Source organism: Aeromicrobium sp. MLTX1, assembly GCF_046452335.1.
Taxonomy (GTDB): domain Bacteria; phylum Actinomycetota; class Actinomycetes; order Propionibacteriales; family Nocardioidaceae; genus Aeromicrobium.
In genome coordinates this window covers 167,019-184,796 of sequence record NZ_JBKFDN010000002.1, presented here as the reverse complement: position 1 = coordinate 184,796, position 17,778 = coordinate 167,019, and the positions used below count along the sequence as shown (strand labels likewise).

Here is a 17,778-nt window from a genome sequence, read left to right as displayed (position 1 = left end):
CCGTTCCAAAAGTGGTGGGTGGGGGCCGGTAGCCTCGCGGGGTGCTGAGGATCTCGACCGTCAACGTCAATGGCATCCGCGCCGCGTGGCGCAAGGGGATGAAGGAGTGGCTCGAGGGCCGCGACGCCGACATCATCACCCTGCAGGAGGTGCGCGCTCCCGACGCCATCGTGCACGAGATCCTCGAGGGCACCGGCTACCACGTGGTGCACACCGAGGCCGCGGCGAAGGGCCGCGCCGGCGTCGCCGTGATCAGCCGCCTCGAGCCCACCAGCCACCGCGTGGGCAACGGCGACGCGTTCTTCGACGACGCCGGCCGCTGGATCGAGTCCGACCTCACCCTGGCCGACGGCTCGGTCCTCACGGTCGTCAGCGTCTACGTGCACTCGGGCGAGGCGGGCACGCCCCGCCAGGAGGAGAAGTACCGCTTCCTCGACCAGATGACCAAGCGGATGGCCGAGCTCGGCGGCATGGACGGGCACGCGCTCGTCACCGGCGACCTCAACGTCGGCCACACCGAGCTCGACATCCGGAACTGGAAGGGCAACCGCAAGAAGGCCGGCTTCCTGCCCGAGGAGCGCGCGTACTTCGACCAGTTCTTCGGCGACCTGGGCTGGTACGACGTCCACCGCCACCTCGCCGGGCCGGTCGAGGGCCCGTACACGTGGTGGTCGATGCGCGGGCAGGCCTTCGACAACGACACTGGCTGGCGCATCGACTACCAGATCGCGACCCCCGAGCTGGCGCAGTCGGCCCGCACCGCGACGGTCGACCGTGCGGCCAGCTGGGGCGAGCGCTGGTCCGACCACGCACCGCTCACGATCGACTACGACCTCGGCTGATCGAAGATGCATAGCCCCGTGATATAACGGGGTTATGGAAGAGATCGCCGACATCACCGACGTGCTGCGTCGGCTGAGCAACACGATCACGCGCCGCACGCCCCGGCTGGAGACCAGCCGGGCGGCGGCGAGCAGCCTGGCGATCCTCGACTCCGAGGGTCCCCAGCGCATCACCGCCCTCGCCGAGCGCGAGGCGGTGTCGCAGCCCGCGATGACCAACCTCGTGCAGCGACTCGAGGCACAGGGCCTCGTCACGCGCGCCGCCGACCCCGCCGACGCGCGGGCCAGCCTGATCTCGATCACGCCCGAGGGCCTCGCCGTGCTGCACGAGCGACTGCGCCTGCAGGACGAGCTCATCGCCGCGACCGTCGCGCGCCTCTCCCCCGACGACCGCGCCGCGATCGCCGGCGCCCTGTCCGCCCTCACCCACTTCACGGAGTCGCATGAGTCACGCTGAAGCCCCGCACCTGTTCCGCCAGCCGAAGGCCGTCTACGCCGTCGCCTTCGCCTGCGTCATCTCCTTCATGGGGATCGGCCTGGTCGACCCGATCCTGCCGGCGCTGTCGTCCGAGCTGGACGCGACGCCGAGCCAGGTCACGCTGCTGTTCACGAGCTACCTCGTCGTCACCGCGGTGATGATGCTCGTCACCGGGTGGGTGTCCAGCCGCATCGGCGCCAAGCGCACCCTGCTCGTCGGACTCGCGATCATCGTGGTCTTCAGCGCGCTGGCCGGCTCGGCCGACAGCATCGGCGGCATCGTCGCGTTCCGTGCGGGCTGGGGCCTGGGCAACGCGCTGTTCATCGCCACGAGCCTCGCGGCCATCGTCTCCAGCGCCCGCGGCGGCTTCGCCGGCGCGATCATCCTCTACGAGGCGGCGCTCGGGCTCGGGATCGCGGCCGGACCCCTGCTCGGCGGCGTGCTGGGCGACATCAGCTGGCGCGGCCCGTTCTACGGCGTGGCCCTGCTCATGTCGCTGGCCCTGGTCGCGACGACGCTGCTGCTGCCGGCCACCCCGAAGCCCGCCACCCGGACCTCGCTGTCGGCTCCGCTGCGCGCCCTGCGTCACCGCGGCCTGCTCCTCATGAGCCTCACCGCCCTGCTCTACAACTGGGCCTTCTTCACGATGCTGGGCTACGCGCCGTTCCCGATGGAGCTCGAGGCGATGCAGCTGGGCTGGGTGTTCTTCGGGTGGGGCGTGCTGGTCGCGATCTTCTCGGTCGTCGGCGCACCGCGGCTGCAGGCCCGCTTCGGAACCGCCGTGTCGCTCTACGGAGCACTGGCCGGGTTCGCGGTCGTGCTGGCGTGCATCGCGGCCTTCCCCGAGGACCGAACCGTCCTGGTGACCTGCGTGATCGTGTCGGGCGTCTTCATCGGCATCAACAACACGCTCACCACCCAGGCCGTCATGGTCATCTCGCCCGTCGAGCGGCCGGTGGCATCGGCGGCGTACGGCTTCGTGCGCTTCATCGGCGGCGGGCTCGCACCGTTCGCGGCGGGCAAGCTCGTCGAGGCCACGAACCTGCACGTGCCGTTCGCGATCGCCTCGCTCGCCTGCCTCGCGGCCATCGCCGTCCTGACCACGAACCACGCCGCCCTGCGCCGCGCGGACGCCGGGATGGACGAGGACGCGCACGCCGATCGCGAGCCCGGTGAGGTCGCGGGCGAGGTCGCCGACGAGTTCGGCGGAGCGCCCGGCGCGATCGACGACTTCGAGACCGCGGAGCGCCGCTGAGCGGGGCTGGAACAGGTGCGGGGGACGCGCCGTCCCCCCGGATGCACGCCCCCCGCTCGGCCCTCCGGCGGACCGGCGGGCACCACCCCTGGCGGGTGGTTCTTCCTGACTATACCGACGTAGTCACTCGGGTGGGTGTCGCGGCGCGCCGCGTTCACGCGACATTCACTCCGACGCGGTGTCTCAGGGGCCTGCCCGGACCCCTTCCCGTGTCGTAGGGTGGTGCCAGTTGCACGACGTTGGACGGCAAAAGGATGCGGTTCCCTCCGGAGCGTGGTTCCTCTCGCAGTTGGATGTGCGTCGCGACCGTCGGCCGTGACCATCGCGTCCGACCATCGCCAGAAGGATCAAGAGGAGAAAGACCATGGCCACCGGTACCGTCAAGTGGTTCAACGCCGACAAGGGCTTCGGATTCATCGCCCCCGACGACGGCGGCGAGGACGTCTTCGCGCACTACAGCGCGATCCAGTCCAGCGGCTACCGCTCGCTGAACGAGAACCAGAAGGTCGAGTTCGACGTCGAGCAGGGCCAGAAGGGCCTCCAGGCCGCGAACATCCGTCCCCTCTGAGACGGGCTCACTGCCTGACGGCTGCACAGCCTGAACGCCAAGAACCCCACCACCGCGAGGTGGTGGGGTTCTTGCTGTCAGTGCCGGGAGGGAGCCGGACTCACAGGGCGGCGAACCGCCTCCACCCGCTCGCGTCTCCGAAGCAGTCACGAGGGGTGACGGAAGGACGATTCGAAAAGCCGCGCGGGCCCGTGGCCCAGAGGCGCTGCATTCCCCATGACGTCGGCGAGCCGAGTCGTCCCCCACCGACGACGATAACCGACCCGCACCCCGAAACGCCAGTGAAATCTCAGGCGGATATCGCGACGCGCACGATCCGGTCGTCGCCGTCGCGGGGACGACCGCGACCGTCGGTGTTGGAGGTGCCGAGCCACAGCGAGCCGTCGGGCGCGGCGGCCACGGCGCGCAGCCGGCCGAGCTCGCGCGTGAAGAACGCGCGCGGCTCCCCCGTGGACGTGCCCTCGAGCGGCACCTGCCACAGACGCTCGCCGCGCAGCGCCGCCACGAACGCACGGTCGCCGCTGATCGCGAGCCCCGCCGGGGAGGCGTCGGCGGTGGGCCAGGTGACCTTCGGGCGGACGAAGCGACCGTCGTCGCTGTCGCCCTCGACGATCGGCCAGCCGTAGTTGCCGCCCTTGACGATCCGGTTGAGCTCGTCCTGGCTGCGGTCGCCGAACTCGCTGGCCCACAGCCGGCCCTCGCCGTCCCACGCGAGACCCTCGACGTTGCGGTGGCCGTACGACCAGACCTCGTTGCCGAACGGGTTGCCGGCGACGGCACGCCCCTCGGTGTCGATGCGCAGGATCTTGCCGTTGAGCGAGTCGCGGTCCTGGGGCGTGCCGGTGTTCGCGGCGTCGCCCACGGCGACGAAGAGGCGGCCTCGACGGTCGAAGGTCAGCGCGCCGCCCTGGTGGTTGAAGGCCTTGGCGAGGCCGGTGAGGATCGGCTCGGCGCGACCGATGCGCTCGCCGTCGAACGCCAGCCGCACGACGCGGTTGTCCTCCGGACCGGTGAGGTAGACGTAGAGCGCCGACTCGTCGGGAGCGACGGCCAGTCCCTGGAGGCCGCCCTCTCCCCCGGGAGCCACGCCGGGCACGTCGCCGACCTGCGAGACGTCGCCGTCGGCGGTGACCCGCACGATCGAGGCGTCGTCGCGCTGGGTGACCAGCGCCGTGCCGTCGGCGAGGAACGCGATCGCCCACGGCACGTTGAGGCCGGTGGCCACGGTGCCGTCGATCCGCGGGTCGATGGCCTCGGGAGCCGGCGGCGTGGTCGTGGTGGCGGTGGTCGTGGGCGAGGCGGAGGGGCTGGTGCTCGTGGACCGGCTGGGACTCGGCTCGGGGTCGTCCCCGCTGCACCCGGCCAGCCAGGCGGCGCCCAGCGCGGCTCCGCCGACGATGACGCTCCTGCGATCCATGACCCGATCATGCCGCAACCAGCGGGCGGACCCTAGTCGTGGAATGTCACAGTGGAGGAGGACGTTGAACCAGCAGTACCCGACGAAAGGCCATCATGACCACGATCAACCTGACCGCCGACACGTTCCAGGACACCGTGACCTCGGACGGCATCACCCTGGTGGACTGGTGGGCCGGCTGGTGCGGGCCCTGCATGCAGTTCGCGCCGGTCTACGAGGCCGCCAGCGACCGCCACCCCGACATCACGTTCGCCAAGATCGACACCGAGGCCGAGCAGGAGCTGTCCGCCGCCGTGCAGATCTCCTCGATCCCCACGCTGATGGCGTTCCGCGACGGCGTGCTGCTGTACGCCCAGCCCGGCGCGCTGCCCGCCGACGCACTGGACGAGATCATCGGCCAGGTCCGCGCCCTCGACATGGACCAGGTGCGCCGCGAGATCGCCGCGCAGGAGGAGGGCCAGTCCGACCTCCCCGAGGCCTCGCAGAACTGACTCCCCGCGCGGGGATACTGGGGTCATGAGTCGTGTGACCTGCCCCGAGGTGTCCCCGCGCATCATGACCGCCGAGGAGGCGGTCGAGTTCATCCGTCCCGGCGACAACGTCGGGATGAGCGGCTTCACCGGCGCGGGCTACCCCAAGGCGGTCCCGGCGGCGCTCGCCGCCCGGGCCCGCGCCGCGCACGACGCCGGCGAGGACTTCCGGATCGGCCTGTGGACCGGTGCCTCCACCGCTCCGCAGGCCGACGGCGTCCTGGCCGAGGCGCACGCGATCTCCAAGCGCCTCCCCTACAACTCGGACCCGCTGCTGCGGCGCCAGATCAACGCCGGCGAGGTCGACTACGTCGACGCCCACCTGAGTCACTCGGCGCAGCAGATGTGGTTCGGCTTCTACGGCCCGCTCGACGTGGCCGTCATCGAGGTCACCGCGATCCTGCCCGACGGGCTGCTCGTGCCGGGCAGCTCGGTGGGCAACAACAAGACCTGGCTCGACCAGGCCGACCGCGTGATCCTCGAGGTCAACCACTGGCAGCCCCGCGAGCTCGAGGGCTTCCACGACATCTACTCCGGCACGGCGCTGCCGCCGCACCGACGCCCCCTCGTGCTGACCGAGCCGATGCAGCGCATCGGCGAGCCGTACCTCAAGGTCGATCCCGCGAAGGTCGTCGCCGTCGTGGAGACCCGCGAGCCCGACGCCGGCGCCGCGTTCTCCGCTCCCGACGACGTGTCGCGCGCGATCGCCGGTCACGCGCTGGACTTCCTGCGCGGCGAGGTCGGCGCCGGGCGGATGCCGCCCGAGCTGCTGCCGCTGCAGTCCGGTGTCGGCAACGTCGCCAACGCGGTGCTCCAGGGCCTCGACGACAGCGAGTTCACCAGCCTCGTGGCCTACACCGAGGTGCTCCAGGACGGCATGCTCGACCTGCTCGACTCGGGCACCCTGCGGGCGGCGTCGACCGCCTCGTTCGGCCTGTCCCGCGAGGGCATGGAGCGGTTCCACTCCGGGATCAACGGCTACAAGGGCCGCATCCTCATGCGCAGCGAGGAGATCTCGAACCACCCCGAGGTCGTGCGTCGCCTCGGCGTCATCGCGATGAACGGGATGATCGAGGCCGACATCTACGGCAACGTGAACTCGACCCACGTCATGGGCAGCTCGGTGATGAACGGGATCGGCGGCAGCGGCGACTTCGCCCGCAACGCCTACCTCAACTTCTTCCTGACGCCGTCGACCGCGAAGGGCGGTGCGATCTCCACGATCGTGCCGATGGTGAGCCACGTCGACCACACCGAGCACGACGTGCACGTGGTCGTCACCGAGCACGGCCTGGCGGACCTGCGGGGGCTGTCGCCGCGGGCGCGCGCCGAGCGGATCATCGCGAACTGCGCGCACCCGGACTTCCGGCCGCGACTGCGCGACTACCTCGAGCGCGCGCTGGCGAAGCGACCCGACGCCCGCCACACCCCGCACCTGCTGGACGAGGCCCTCTCGTGGCACCAGCGCTACCTCGACACCGGACGCATGTGACCCGCCGCCGACTCTCCACTTCTGGAGCGCGTTGCACCGTTCTGGCACCAGAAAGGGTGCAACTCGTTCCAAAAGTGGCGACGTGGGGGCGCGCTGCGACCGTCCTCGTGGCGTGCGCCGCGCTGGCCTCCTGCACGACCGACGCTCCCGGAAGGACCGACTTGTCCGACGCCTCGCTGCCCACCGTGTCCGCCTCGCCGGCCCCGGAGCCGGAGCCGACTCCCCCGCCGGACTTCGCGGCGCTCGACCGGCTCGTCGACGGGTCCGGGTCCACGTGCACGCTCGTGCTGCGCGGCGACGAGGTCGTCCACGAGCACCCGGCCGACTCGCGCCACGCGGCGCGGCGGGTCTACTCGATCACCAAGTCGGTCACCGGCGTGCTGCTGGCCATCGCCGCGGCCGAGGGCGAGCTCGATCTCGACGACCCCGTCGCGCGCCACGTGCAGCAGTGGCCCGACGAGTCCGCCGACGTGACGATCCGCCACCTCATGTCCATGACGTCGGGCCGCGCCTGGACCGAGGCGCTCGACGCCGCGATGATCCGCTCGGGCGACCAGACCGCGGCCGCGCTGGCGACCGGGCAGCAGGACCCGGCGGGCGAGCAGTGGCGCTATGACAACCTCGCCAGCCAGGTGCTGTCGGCCGTCCTGGAGTCCACGGTGGGCGACGTCGAGGCCTACGCGCGCGAGCGGCTCTTCGACCCGCTCGGACTCGCCGACACCTCGTGGGAGCGCGACGGCGCCGGGAACGTCAAGACCTACGCCGGCATCGTCTCCTCGTGCGCCGACCTGGCCCGGCTCGGCGTCATGATGCGCGACGGCGGGCGGTTCGACGGACGGCAAGTCCTATCTCCCGCGGCCGTGTCCGAGCTGACCACGACCTCGTCCGACCACAACGCCGCGTACGGCCTGCTGTGGTGGACGAACGCCGAGGGTCGCGTCGTGGAGGTGCGGCGCGCCGCCGGCTTCGACGTCGACCGCGAGCCGTACGAGGGACGACTGGCACCGTCCGCGCCCGCGGACGCGTTCTGGGCGCTGGGCTGGGGCAACCAGCTGCTCGCGGTGGTGCCGTCGCAGGACCTCGTCGCGGTCCGGCTGGGCCCGAAGCCCGCCGGCCCGGACGACCTCACCTTCGCGTCGTTCACGGGGGCCGTGCTGGACGGCTGGGACGTCAGGCAGCGGTGATGAACGAGCGCATGCCGATCGAGCCGAGGTCGATCTCGGTGTTGAAGAAGCCGATCTCCTCGTCGGGCTCGAGCAGGCTGAGGGCGGCGACCATCGGGCGGTAGTGGTCGTCGGTGGGCACCGCGATGCGCGCCGCCGACCAGCTCCGGTACGGGTCGACCAGCCTGGCCACGTCGCGCGTGGTGAGGGCGTCGGCGGTCTGGGTGTCGAACTCCTGCGCCCAGTCCCACGCCGGTCCGCCGCCCCAGCGGACGCGGCCGAGCGCGTGCACGATGTTGCCGCTGCCGATGAACACGACGCCGCGGCGGCGCAGGTCGCGCAGGCGCGCGAAGAGCTCGTACAGCTGCGGCAGGGGCATCGAGTAGTCGATGCTGATCTGCAGCACGGGCACCCGCGGCGCCGGCGCGAGGAACTTCAGGACGCTCCACGTGCCGTGGTCGAGGCCCCACTGGCTGTCGAGGCGGGCCTCGTAGTCGACCAGGTGCTCGGCCAGGATGCGGGCGACCTGCTCGTCGCCGTGGGACTCGTACGTCACCCGGTAGAGCTCGTCGGGGAAGCCGCCGAAGTCGTAGATGATCGGGTTCCTGGGCGCGTCGGTGATGTGCGTGCCGCCCGGCGTCAGCCAGTGCGCGCTGATGACGACGATCGCCTGGGCGGCGGGCAGACCGGCGCCGACGCGCTCCCACTCGCGCGTGAACGTGTTGTCCGCGAGCGCGTTCATGGGGTTGCCGTGACCGACGAAGAGCACGGGCATCCGCGGGCTCGGGACGAGCCGGTTCGTGAGGTCGGAGAGCGAGTGCGTGGGCACGGTCTCGGGGCGCAGGTTCATCATCGACTCCTGATAGTTGATGATTCAACTATACCAGACGACAGGGCGTTTGAGAGCGTGCGCGACAATGGAGGGATGGCCACCCCGACCGAGTTGCAGATCGCACTCCGGCACCCGGTCAGGTTCATCCCGGACCCCGAGGATCCGTCCCGGTCCCTCTTCGTCTTCGACACCCCGAACGGGCCCGTCGAGGCCTCCGCGAACGAGGCCGTCGGCCCGCTCAGCGGCGGCATCCGCGCCCTGACGGCCGACCCGAGCGTCCGCGCGTGGGCCACCCCGTCGATCGTCGCGCTGCGGCTGATGGCCACGGGCACGCTCGCCTCCCCCGGCTCGTCGGAGCTCCAGCAGATGCTCGACGCCGGCCGTGCGGTCGGCCCCACGCCGGCCGAGGGCCAGGCCGCCATCCGGGCCTTCCTCGCCGCGCTGATCGCGGGCGCGCCCGCCGTGGCCACGACACCGCAGCGCCGCCGCGAGACCGAGCAGCCGCGTCCCACGATCGAGCGGCCCACGAGCTTCTCCTACCGCCTCGACATCACGCTGAGCGAGGACGCCGACGCGATGGCCGACCTCGAGCTGCAGGTGCGCCCGCAGGCCATGAACCGTGCGTCCGTGCCCGCGCCGACCGTGCTGACGCGCGACGACCACCACCTCGGCGAGGCCGCCCGTCCCGCGCTCGTCGCCATGCTCGAGCGCCTCGCCGTCAGCTGGCCGCCTGCCGACCAGCTCGCCCGCGAGGGCCGCGCCCGCGTGACCCCCGAGGAGCTCGGCGAACTCGGTCAGGGCCGGCCGCTCGTCGCCGCGCTGGCCAACCGCATCGAGATCGTGTGGCCCGAGGGGCTGCGCCGCGACGTGCAGGCCACCGGCGTCGTCAGCCGCGTCGACCGCGACGAGCCCCGTCTCGACCGCGAGCACGACCGGCCCCGTGCCTTCACGTCCGACCAGCTGTTCCGGTTCGACTGGAGCGTCTCGGTCGGCGGCGAGCACCTCACGCGCGCCGAGGTGGAGCAGCTCGCCGAGTCGCAGTCGGGCATGCTCCACCTGCGCGACCGCTGGGTCATGGTCGACCAGGCGCAGGTCGCACGCGTGCTGGAGGGCCACGGCCGCACCCTGGGCGCCGGCGAGGCCCTGCGCGCCGCCGTCACCGGAAGCCTGGAGATCGACGGGCTGCAGACCGAGGTCGACACCGTCGGCTGGCTCGAGGACGTGCGCCGGCGACTGGCCGAGCAGGACGCCGACATCGCTCCCGCCGTGCAGCCCGACGGACTCGACGGCAGCCTGCGCGAGTACCAGCTGCGCGGCCTGCGCTGGATGAGCCAGCTCGTCGACCTCGGGCTCGGCGGCATCCTCGCCGACGACATGGGCCTGGGCAAGACGCTCATGCTCATCTCGCTGCACCTGCACCTCGACTCCCCCGAGCCCACGCTGGTCGTGTGCCCGGCGTCGGTGCTGGCCACGTGGGAGCGCGAGATCGCCCGGTTCGCGCCCGGCGTGCCCGTGTACCGCTACCACGGCCCGCGCCGCAGCCTCGACGACGCCAAGACCGGCTTCGTCGTCACGACCTACGCCACGATGCGCTCCAGTGTCGAGGAGCTGCGCCGCCACCGCTGGAACCTCGTCGTCGCCGACGAGGCGCAGCACGTGAAGAACCCCGGCAGCGGCGCCGCGCAGGCGCTCCGCCGGATCGACTCCGAGGCCCGCATGGCCCTGACCGGCACGCCCGTGGAGAACCACCTCGGCGAGCTGTGGGCCCTGCTCGACTGGACCACCCCCGGCCTGCTGGGCACGCGCGAGCAGTTCCGTCGCGAGTGGTCGCGCCAGATCGAGCGCGACCAGGACACCGAGCGCGCCGCCCAGCTCTCGCAGCTGATCCGGCCGTTCGTGCTCCGCCGTCGCAAGTCCGACCCCGGCATCGCGCCCGAGCTGCCGCCGAAGATCGAGACCGACCACCGCGTGCCGCTCACGCGCGAGCAGGTGGGTCTCTACGAGGCCGTCGTCCAGCGCACGATGTCCGAGATCGCCGACTCCACCGGCATCCGACGCCGTGGCCTCGTCGTCAAGCTGCTGACCCAGCTCAAGCAGATCTGCAACCACCCGGCGCAGTTCCTGCACGAGCCGGAGGCCCGGCTGCCCGGACGCTCGGGCAAGCTCGAGGCCTTCGACGAGCTCGTCGAGGAGATCGTCGACGAGGGCGGCGCCGCGCTCGTGTTCACCCAGTACGCGCAGATGGGCCGGCTGCTCGCGCGGCGGCTCGGCGAGCGCAAGGTGCGCCACGACTTCCTGCACGGCGGCACGCCCGTCAGCCGCCGCGAGCAGATGGTGCGCGCATTCCAGGACGGCCAGACCGACGTCTTCGTGCTGTCGCTCAAGGCCGCCGGAACGGGCCTCAACCTGACCCGCGCCGACCACGTCGTGCACTACGACCGCTGGTGGAACCCGGCCGTCGAGGACCAGGCCACCGACCGCGCCCACCGCATCGGCCAGACGAAGAACGTCCAGGTGCACCGACTCGTGGCCGAGGGCACGATCGAGGAGTCGATCGCCGAGCTGATCAGCGCCAAGCGCGCGCTGGCCGACGCGGTCGTCAACGCCGGCGAGGGCGCGCTCACCGAGCTCACCGACGCCGAGCTCGAGGTCCTGGTCCAGCTGCGCTACTGAGCGCCTCGGGTCAGGCGGTGCCGCCGAGGCGGCGACGCGACCCCACCGGACGGCGCTGCGCGATGGTCAGCACCATCCCCAGGTCGAGCTCGAGCTCGTTGACGACGCGGGCCATGCCCCCGCTCTCGCCGAGACCCGACGGGTCGACGGTGAGCAGGTGCAGCATCGACGGTCCCCCGGCCTCGCGCACGCGCATCTGCGTGCCGGGGCGCAGGCCCATGCTGGCGGGGAACACGATCGCGACGTCCGACGCGCCCAGACCGCGGCCGGCGGAGATCAGCCCCGCGGCGATCTCGTCCGCGAGGTCCTCGGTGTAGTCGCGGGCGCACACCGACGCGGCGACGAGCTCGGCGTCGGACTCGACGATCGTGTCGACGGTGCCCGCGGTGGCGGCGGCGTCGTTGAGACGGCGGGAGCGGCCGCCGCGGTAGGCGGTGAAGCCGGCCGACTTCGCGGCCCTCTCGGCCACGACCTGGACGAAGTCGCCGAACAGCTGCTCGGTGCTCCACAGGAACGCGCGGGTCGGGCCGTCGGCGCGACCCCCGGTGCCGTTCTGCGGGCCCATCGCCAGCATCCGCGCGACGTCGAGCGCCTCGCCGAGGAAGCCGAACTGCGGCGTCAGCTGGAGGCCGTCCATGATCGCCGGCGGCGGCAGCTCGCGGGAGGCCTCGGGGAAGAGGTCGGCGTAGGCGCGCAGCTCGGACTCGAGCCACGGCTGCTGCACGGCACCCGCGAGCTCGGCGCACGCCCACTTGAGAGCGGAGGTGACCGGGCCGTCGGCGACGAACTCGGAGAAGCGGCAGTCGACGCTGTACGGGTCGACGACGCGTCGCCACATCCGGCCGGCGTCGAGCTGCCCGCGGATCGAGGGGGTGACGGCCGTGCGCTCGACGTAGGTGCGCGGGACGCCCTCGGACGAGGCGCGGCCCATCGCACCGGCCACGATCATGCCGAGCAGGTCGGAGAGGCCGGCGTGACGCGTGCCGCGGTCGACCCGGGGCACCCACTCGAGGTGGTGCACGGTGGTCAGGATCGTCAGCATCGAGACGCGCCAGCCCGGATCGTGGCGCAGGAAGTGCGGCATGATCTCGATCGTCGAGTCGCCGAGCGAGACGAAGCCCGCGACGCCGCGCACCTCGACCGTGCCCGCGGCCTCGTCGATGACGAACGGCTCCTCGGCCAGTCCCAGGCGGGAGGCCAGCTCGGACGAGCGCAGGCGCAGCTCGTCGAGGTCCGACGCCGTGCCCGTGAACGGCTGGGCGGGGCCGCCCTCGAGGAGGGTCTGCGCGCCGATCATCCGCGCACCAGGAAGTCGAGCGCGATCGCGGTGTCCTCGTGGGACTGGCCCATGAGGTTGTCGACCGCCAGCGCCCGGCCCGTGAGGGTCCGGGTACGGAACGGGTAGTTCGGCGGAGCGTTGCGCGAGTTCACGCGCAGCAGGTCGGCGAGCTGGTCGGGGCGCGCGCCGAAGCGGTCCCGGATCTGCGGCCAGATGTCGTGGTCCCACACGCGCTGCAGGTCCTCCCATGTCGCGATCTTCCAGAAGTACAGGTGCCCGAGCTCGTAGTCCTGGCCGAGCCGCTCGGTGATCTCGTCGTTCAGGTAGGCCAGCAGCGCGACGGCCGCGGCCTGGGGCGTCCAGTGCTCGGCGTCGATGTCCGGCGCCGTGGCGACCTCGAGGCTGACCCCGAGGTGCTGGGCGAGGAAGTCCAGGTCGGCGTAGGCGTCGATGCGCTCGAAGCGGCGGCCGATCGCCGAGTCCAGCGGTGCGACGGCGCGGTCGACCGAGTTCATGGTGGCCAGGATGTGCACGTCGTGGGGGAAGGTCCACGGCTGCGGCAGCATGTACGAGTCGCCCGAGAGCATCCAGATGGGCTCGGTGACCGGGTCACCCGTGGGGCTGCGCTGCACCTTCGGCAGGTTCACGGGGATGGCCGAGCGGGTGTCCCCGTCGCGGCCCCGGCGGTAGGACGTGTCCATGTAGGTCATGAAGTCGCCGAGGATCTTCGGCACGTTGCCGCGGTTGATCTCGTCGATGACGAGCAGCGCCGAGCCGCGGCCCTGACGGTCGAGCCGGATGGCGAGGTCGAGCAGGCGGCCCGCGAACGGCGCCAGGCGGATGCCCTCGCCGGTGGGTCGCAGGCCCACGATGAAGTCCTCGTAGCCGTAGTCCTGGTGGAAGGTGACCCAGTCGGTGATGACGGGCGGCACGACCGGCGACGCCTCGAAGCCCGAGCTGAACGGCTGGTCGACGCGGTGGGGGTCGATCTCGATGGCCTCGCCGCCGGTCCACTTGTCGTCGAGGATCTGGCGGACCTGCGCGACGGCGTGCGTCTTGCCGGTGGCCGGCGGGCCGTAGATGAGGACGTTCTTGCGATCGCGGAAGGCGTCGAGGATCTTGCGCGCGAGCGGCGTCAGGCTCTGCACCGAGCCGCTGCCGACGCTGATGACGCCCGAGTCCGAGCCCGTGAACAGCGGCTGGCACGACGACGGCCAGCCGGGCGGCAGCGAGGCGCCCGTGGTGTGGCCCGCGAAGTACTGGCCGCTCACGGTGCGCGCGACGTACACGTGCAGGCCGCCGAGCTCGGCCAGGACGGCCTTGGCGTCCTCGACGGACGTCGGGATGCGCAGGTCCGGCCACCCGTGCAGCGGGAGCCACGCGGGGTGGCGCTCGTGCCGCTCGTCGTGGCGGTTCTGCCCGGTCAGCTCGTAGACGCCGTGGCGGCGGTGGGCCTTGAAGACGAGCGGCGCGGAGACGTCGGGGTCGCCGACGACGCGCGGGACGATGCGCACGTCCTGCCACCCATCGGGCGAGGCGAAGCGGTCGAGGCCCGCGAACTCCAGCAGGTCGGCGACCTGGCGGATCTCCACGCTGGTCTTCCCGCGCAGCACTCGCGTGGACTTCTCCATGGAGTAGTAGTCCTCGGGGCTGATCTCGCGCCACCAGATGCGTTCGACCTTCACCGTCCCGCCTCCCTTCGTCCGCCGCTCGGTCCTGTCGCCTGCGACGGTGAGACGGCACTGCACGCGCCCCATGACGCAACTCTCGTCACATTTCTTCCATGAGTCACCCTGGTTGTCCCGCGTACCCTACGAGTGTGGGCTGGTTCACACGTCGTCACCGCGATCGAGCGATCGCCCTCGCGACCCCGACGCTCGACGGTCGCACCTGGCCCGCCGACGACCCTGCGGCCAGCACGGGATTCGGCGCGGCCACGACACACCGGCTCGGCCTGGACGCCGCGTTCACGCCCGAGGCGCACGAGGTCGCCGACCTCCTGACCGCGCGCCTCGTGCCGCTGCTCCCGATCGACGCCTCCCCCGAGGACCTCCCGCACGTGGTCGACGTGCTGCGCAGCGCCGCCCAGGCCGGAGCCGGACTCGGGATCGTGGACGCGCGCAGCACGACGCTCGCAGCCGACCGGATCGGCCCCGAGGTCGCCGGCGCGCTGGGCGAGGCCGAGCGCGACCTGCCACCGCTGCCGCCGGAGCTGCACCGGCAGGCCCGCTTCCTGATGCACGCCGGGCACCACGTGGCGCGGCTCGGTCCGGGCGTCCTGCCCACCCTCGAGGCCGAGGTCACCGGCTCGACGGCGACCGGCTGAGCCCACCGCCGAGCGGCGACGACGGCCCCGGGACGACCGTTCGTCGCAGAATCGGGTCGTTCGTCGCACGTGCGCCGCGCCGGGACGGCGCCGACGGGCCACCCCACCTAGCGTCGGATGTGACCGCCGTCACTGTGATGCCGGTCACGCACTCCGATCATCACCCTGGAGGTGAAGCTGTGAGCAAGTCGACCGAATCCGACTCGGCGTCCCCGGCGCCGACCGAGCGCGAGGCCGCGTACATCGCCGTCCTCGCGTCGCCGGAGTTCCAGGAGCTGAAGCGCAAGCACCGGAACTGGGTCCTGCCGGCCACGGGCGCGGCCCTGGTCTTCTACTTCGTCTACGTCCTGGCGTCCACGTACGCCGTCGACTTCATGAGCGAGAAGCTGTTCGGCAACATCAACGTCGGGCTCGTCTTCGGGCTGCTGCAGTTCGTCGCGACCTTCGTGGTGACCATGGCGTACGTCCGCTACGCCGACCGAGAGCTCGATCCCCGCTCGGCCAAGATCCGCGACGAGATGGAAGCCGAGGGCCTCGCATGATCGCCACCTCCCTGCCCACCCTCGCGCGGGCCGCCGAGGCCGAGCAGGTCGGCAACACCACCCTGAACATCGCGATCTTCGCGGCCTTCGTGGTGCTGACCCTCGTCTTCGTGATCCGGGCCAGCCGCACCAACAAGAGCACGTCGCAGATGTACACCGCCGGCGCGTCCTTCACGGGTCGCCAGAACGGCTTCGCCATCTCGGGCGACTACCTGTCGGCCGCCTCGTTCCTGGGCATCGCCGGCGCCATCGCGCTGACCGGCTACGACGGCTTCCTCTACAGCATCGGCTTCCTCGTGGCCTGGGTCATCGCCCTGCTGCTGGTGGCCGAGCTGCTGCGCAACACCGGCCGCTTCACGATGGCCGACGTGCTGAGCTTCCGCATGCAGGAGCGCCCCGTGCGCACCGCCGCGGCCGTCTCGACGCTCGTCGTGTCGTTCTTCTACCTGCTGGCCCAGATGGCCGGCGCCGGCGGCCTGGTCGCCCTGCTGCTCAACATCAACGACTCCTTCGGCCAGGCCCTCGTGATCGCGGCCGTCGGCGCGCTGATGATCGTGTACGTCCTCGTCGGCGGCATGAAGGGCACCACCTACGTCCAGATCATCAAGGCGATCCTGCTGATCGGCGCCGCGCTGCTCATGACCGTGTGGGTGCTGGCGCAGTACGGCTTCAACTTCTCCGACCTGCTCGGTGACGGCGCCGCCGCCGGTGCCGCCCTGGAGCCGGGCAAGAAGTACGGCCTCGACGGCGTGACGAAGATCGACTTCATCTCGCTGTCGGTCGCCCTGGTGCTGGGCACCGCGGGCCTGCCGCACATCCTGATGCGCTTCTACACCGTGCCCACGGCCAAGGAGGCCCGGAAGTCGGTCGTGTGGGCCATCTGGCTGATCGGCCTGTTCTACCTGTTCACGCTGACCCTGGGCTACGGCGCCGCGGCGCTGGTCGGCCCCGAGCGGATCGCGGCGGCACCCGGCGCGGCCAACTCGGCGGCACCGCTGCTGGCGTACGAGCTGGGCGGCACCCTCCTGCTCGGCATCGTGTCGGCGGTGGCGTTCGCGACGATCCTCGCGGTCGTCGCCGGCCTCACCATCACCGCGTCGGCCTCGTTCGCGCACGACATCTACACGAACGTGATCCACCGCGGCAAGGCGCCGGACGGCCAGGAGGTCAAGGTCGCCCGCATCGCGGCGATCGTCATCGGCATCGTGGCGATCTTCGGCGGCATCGCGGCCAACGGCCAGAACATCGCGTTCCTCGTGGCGCTGGCGTTCGCGGTCGCGGCCTCGGCCAACCTGCCGACGATCCTCTACTCGCTGTTCTGGAAGCGGTTCAACACCCGCGGCTGCCTCTGGAGCATCTACGGCGGCCTCGTCATCACCGTCGGGCTGATCGTCTTCAGCCCCGCGGTGTCGGGCTCCGAGACGGCGATGTTCCCCGACCAGGACTGGTCGTGGTTCCCGCTGGCGAACCCGGGCCTGGTGTCGATCCCGGCCTCCTTCCTGCTGGGCATCATCGGCACGCTCACCAGCAAGGAGCACCTGGAGATCAAGGCCGCGGAGATGGAGGTCCGCGCCCTCACCGGTGCGGGCGCGGAGGGCAAGGCGCTCGACCACTGAGGACGAGCACCTGACAGACGCGACGATGGGGCGGACCCGAGAGGCCGCCCCATCGTCGTCTTCGCGCGTCAGCTGCGCACGAGGCGGCGCGAGAGGTCGCGGTGCAGCGCCTCGACCTCGCGCTCGTCCAGGGGTCCGCCGGACCGCAGCCGGCGCAGGGTCGAGCGGACCGAGAGCACCCGCACGCCGTCGACCTCGAGCGGCCGCATCGGCAGCTCGCCCTCGACGAAGCAGTAGCTCGTGTGCACGGGCGCCTCGGGCAGCGGGCCCATCGAGACGGCCGCCTGCAGCGCCTCGGCGTGCTCGGCCATCTGCTCCGAGAGCCGGGTGTGGCGCACGCCGTCGATCTCGAACGTGCTGCCGTCGCGGCACGCGCGGACCTTCTTGCCCGGGTACGAGCGCGGCTCGACCAGGTGCACGCCGGTGGACGTCACGGCGATGACCGGCAGGTCGCCCGTCTGGCCGGGGATGCGGCGGTGGAACAGGAACAGGACCCGGTCGCCGAAGGCGTCGATCAGGATCGTGGAGAGCACGTCGGTGGCGTCGGCGCGCTCAGGTGCGGGATCGGGGTCGGCGGCGGCCTCGCCGCGCACGACCGTCAGTCTGGGGCGCGACAGCGGGTCGACGCTGCGCACCGTCCTTCTGCTCATGCCAGTGAGACGCGTCTCCCGGCGGCCCATGACGCGGTTTCGCCGATTTGTGTGAGACCGAGGTCCCATCCGTTCACCGGGGCCGCTCCGCCTGTCGGTCGGACACGGCAGACTG

16 protein-coding genes are annotated in these 17,778 nt (G+C 71.7%); 11 read left to right on the top strand and 5 right to left on the bottom strand.

Translation table 11 applies throughout. The features are described from left to right. Positions 1–41: 41 nt before the first annotated feature. The 4 genes from ACK99Q_RS11320 (at position 42) to ACK99Q_RS11305 (ending at position 3,143) form a co-directional block, all read left to right on the top strand. The gene (locus ACK99Q_RS11320; protein WP_410186241.1) at positions 42–842 is read left to right on the top strand and encodes an exodeoxyribonuclease III; all 801 of its coding nucleotides are present in this window, start codon (positions 42–44) and stop codon (positions 840–842) included. A 34-nt stretch (positions 843–876) separates the two neighbouring features. Next, positions 877–1,299 (top strand): MarR family winged helix-turn-helix transcriptional regulator, encoded by a 423-nt coding sequence (locus ACK99Q_RS11315; RefSeq protein WP_410186240.1) that lies wholly within the window; start codon positions 877–879, stop codon positions 1,297–1,299. Next, positions 1,286–2,575, top strand: a complete 1,290-nt coding sequence (locus ACK99Q_RS11310) for an MFS transporter (RefSeq protein ID WP_410186239.1) — start codon at positions 1,286–1,288, stop codon at positions 2,573–2,575. Before ACK99Q_RS11315 ends, ACK99Q_RS11310 begins: the two co-directional genes overlap by 14 nt. Before the next feature lie 364 nt (positions 2,576–2,939). Continuing rightward, entirely contained in the window at positions 2,940–3,143 is a 204-nt protein-coding gene (locus ACK99Q_RS11305) for a cold-shock protein (protein ID WP_179424176.1), read from the top strand. Positions 3,144–3,432: 289 nt separating this feature from the next. On the opposite strand, the gene ACK99Q_RS11300 is transcribed toward ACK99Q_RS11305, so the two are convergent. Beyond that, entirely contained in the window at positions 3,433–4,560 is a 1,128-nt protein-coding gene (locus tag ACK99Q_RS11300; RefSeq protein WP_410186238.1) for a PQQ-dependent sugar dehydrogenase, read from the bottom strand. Between the two features lie 95 nt (positions 4,561–4,655). Here ACK99Q_RS11300 and ACK99Q_RS11295 point away from each other — a divergent pair, with 95 nt between their 5' ends. The 3 genes from ACK99Q_RS11295 to ACK99Q_RS11285 all read left to right on the top strand — a co-directional run bounded on the left by ACK99Q_RS11295 (position 4,656) and on the right by ACK99Q_RS11285 (position 7,766). Continuing rightward, on the top strand, positions 4,656–5,051 hold the full coding sequence (locus tag ACK99Q_RS11295; RefSeq protein WP_410186237.1) for a thioredoxin family protein: 396 nt from the start codon (positions 4,656–4,658) through the stop codon (positions 5,049–5,051). Between the two features lie 25 nt (positions 5,052–5,076). Next, positions 5,077–6,582: an acetyl-CoA hydrolase/transferase family protein gene (locus tag ACK99Q_RS11290; protein WP_410186236.1), complete on the top strand. Its 1,506-nt coding sequence runs from the start codon at positions 5,077–5,079 to the stop codon at positions 6,580–6,582. Positions 6,583–6,743: 161 nt separating this feature from the next. Further along, the gene (locus ACK99Q_RS11285; RefSeq protein ID WP_410186235.1) at positions 6,744–7,766 is read left to right on the top strand and encodes a serine hydrolase domain-containing protein; all 1,023 of its coding nucleotides are present in this window, start codon (positions 6,744–6,746) and stop codon (positions 7,764–7,766) included. On the opposite strand, the gene ACK99Q_RS11280 is transcribed toward ACK99Q_RS11285, so the two are convergent. Continuing rightward, complete coding sequence (locus ACK99Q_RS11280) at positions 7,753–8,595, bottom strand: dioxygenase (RefSeq protein WP_410186234.1); 843 nt, start codon at positions 8,593–8,595, stop codon at positions 7,753–7,755. The two genes, ACK99Q_RS11285 and ACK99Q_RS11280, sit on opposite strands and share 14 nt — an antisense overlap. A gap of 75 nt (positions 8,596–8,670) precedes the next feature. Here ACK99Q_RS11280 and ACK99Q_RS11275 point away from each other — a divergent pair, with 75 nt between their 5' ends. Next, positions 8,671–11,250, top strand: a complete 2,580-nt coding sequence (locus tag ACK99Q_RS11275; protein ID WP_410186233.1) for a DEAD/DEAH box helicase — start codon at positions 8,671–8,673, stop codon at positions 11,248–11,250. A 10-nt stretch (positions 11,251–11,260) separates the two neighbouring features. On the opposite strand, the gene ACK99Q_RS11270 is transcribed toward ACK99Q_RS11275, so the two are convergent. Together ACK99Q_RS11270 and ACK99Q_RS11265 are read right to left on the bottom strand one after the other, a co-directional pair. Beyond that, positions 11,261–12,547 (bottom strand): 5-methylcytosine restriction system specificity protein McrC, encoded by a 1,287-nt coding sequence (locus tag ACK99Q_RS11270; protein ID WP_410186232.1) that lies wholly within the window; start codon positions 12,545–12,547, stop codon positions 11,261–11,263. Beyond that, positions 12,544–14,214 carry an AAA family ATPase gene (locus ACK99Q_RS11265; protein WP_410186231.1) on the bottom strand — a complete coding sequence of 557 codons (1,671 nt, stop codon included), beginning with the start codon at positions 14,212–14,214 and terminating at the stop codon, positions 12,544–12,546. Before ACK99Q_RS11265 ends, ACK99Q_RS11270 begins: the two co-directional genes overlap by 4 nt. A 134-nt stretch (positions 14,215–14,348) precedes the next feature. Between ACK99Q_RS11265 and ACK99Q_RS11260 the strand changes: the two genes are divergently transcribed. From ACK99Q_RS11260 to ACK99Q_RS11250, 3 genes are all read left to right on the top strand, one after another. Continuing rightward, positions 14,349–14,855, top strand: a complete 507-nt coding sequence (locus tag ACK99Q_RS11260) for a hypothetical protein (protein WP_410186230.1) — start codon at positions 14,349–14,351, stop codon at positions 14,853–14,855. 179 nt (positions 14,856–15,034) lie between these two features. Continuing rightward, positions 15,035–15,397, top strand: a complete 363-nt coding sequence (locus ACK99Q_RS11255) for a DUF485 domain-containing protein (RefSeq protein WP_410186229.1) — start codon at positions 15,035–15,037, stop codon at positions 15,395–15,397. Next, positions 15,394–17,013 (top strand): cation acetate symporter, encoded by a 1,620-nt coding sequence (locus ACK99Q_RS11250; RefSeq protein ID WP_410186228.1) that lies wholly within the window; start codon positions 15,394–15,396, stop codon positions 17,011–17,013. The genes ACK99Q_RS11255 and ACK99Q_RS11250 overlap by 4 nt, the downstream gene beginning before the upstream one ends. Positions 17,014–17,081: 68 nt before the next feature. Here the strand turns inward: ACK99Q_RS11250 and ACK99Q_RS11245 are convergent, their stop codons facing one another. Continuing rightward, positions 17,082–17,663: a hypothetical protein gene (locus ACK99Q_RS11245; protein WP_410186227.1), complete on the bottom strand. Its 582-nt coding sequence runs from the start codon at positions 17,661–17,663 to the stop codon at positions 17,082–17,084. Positions 17,664–17,778: the final 115 nt, after the last annotated feature.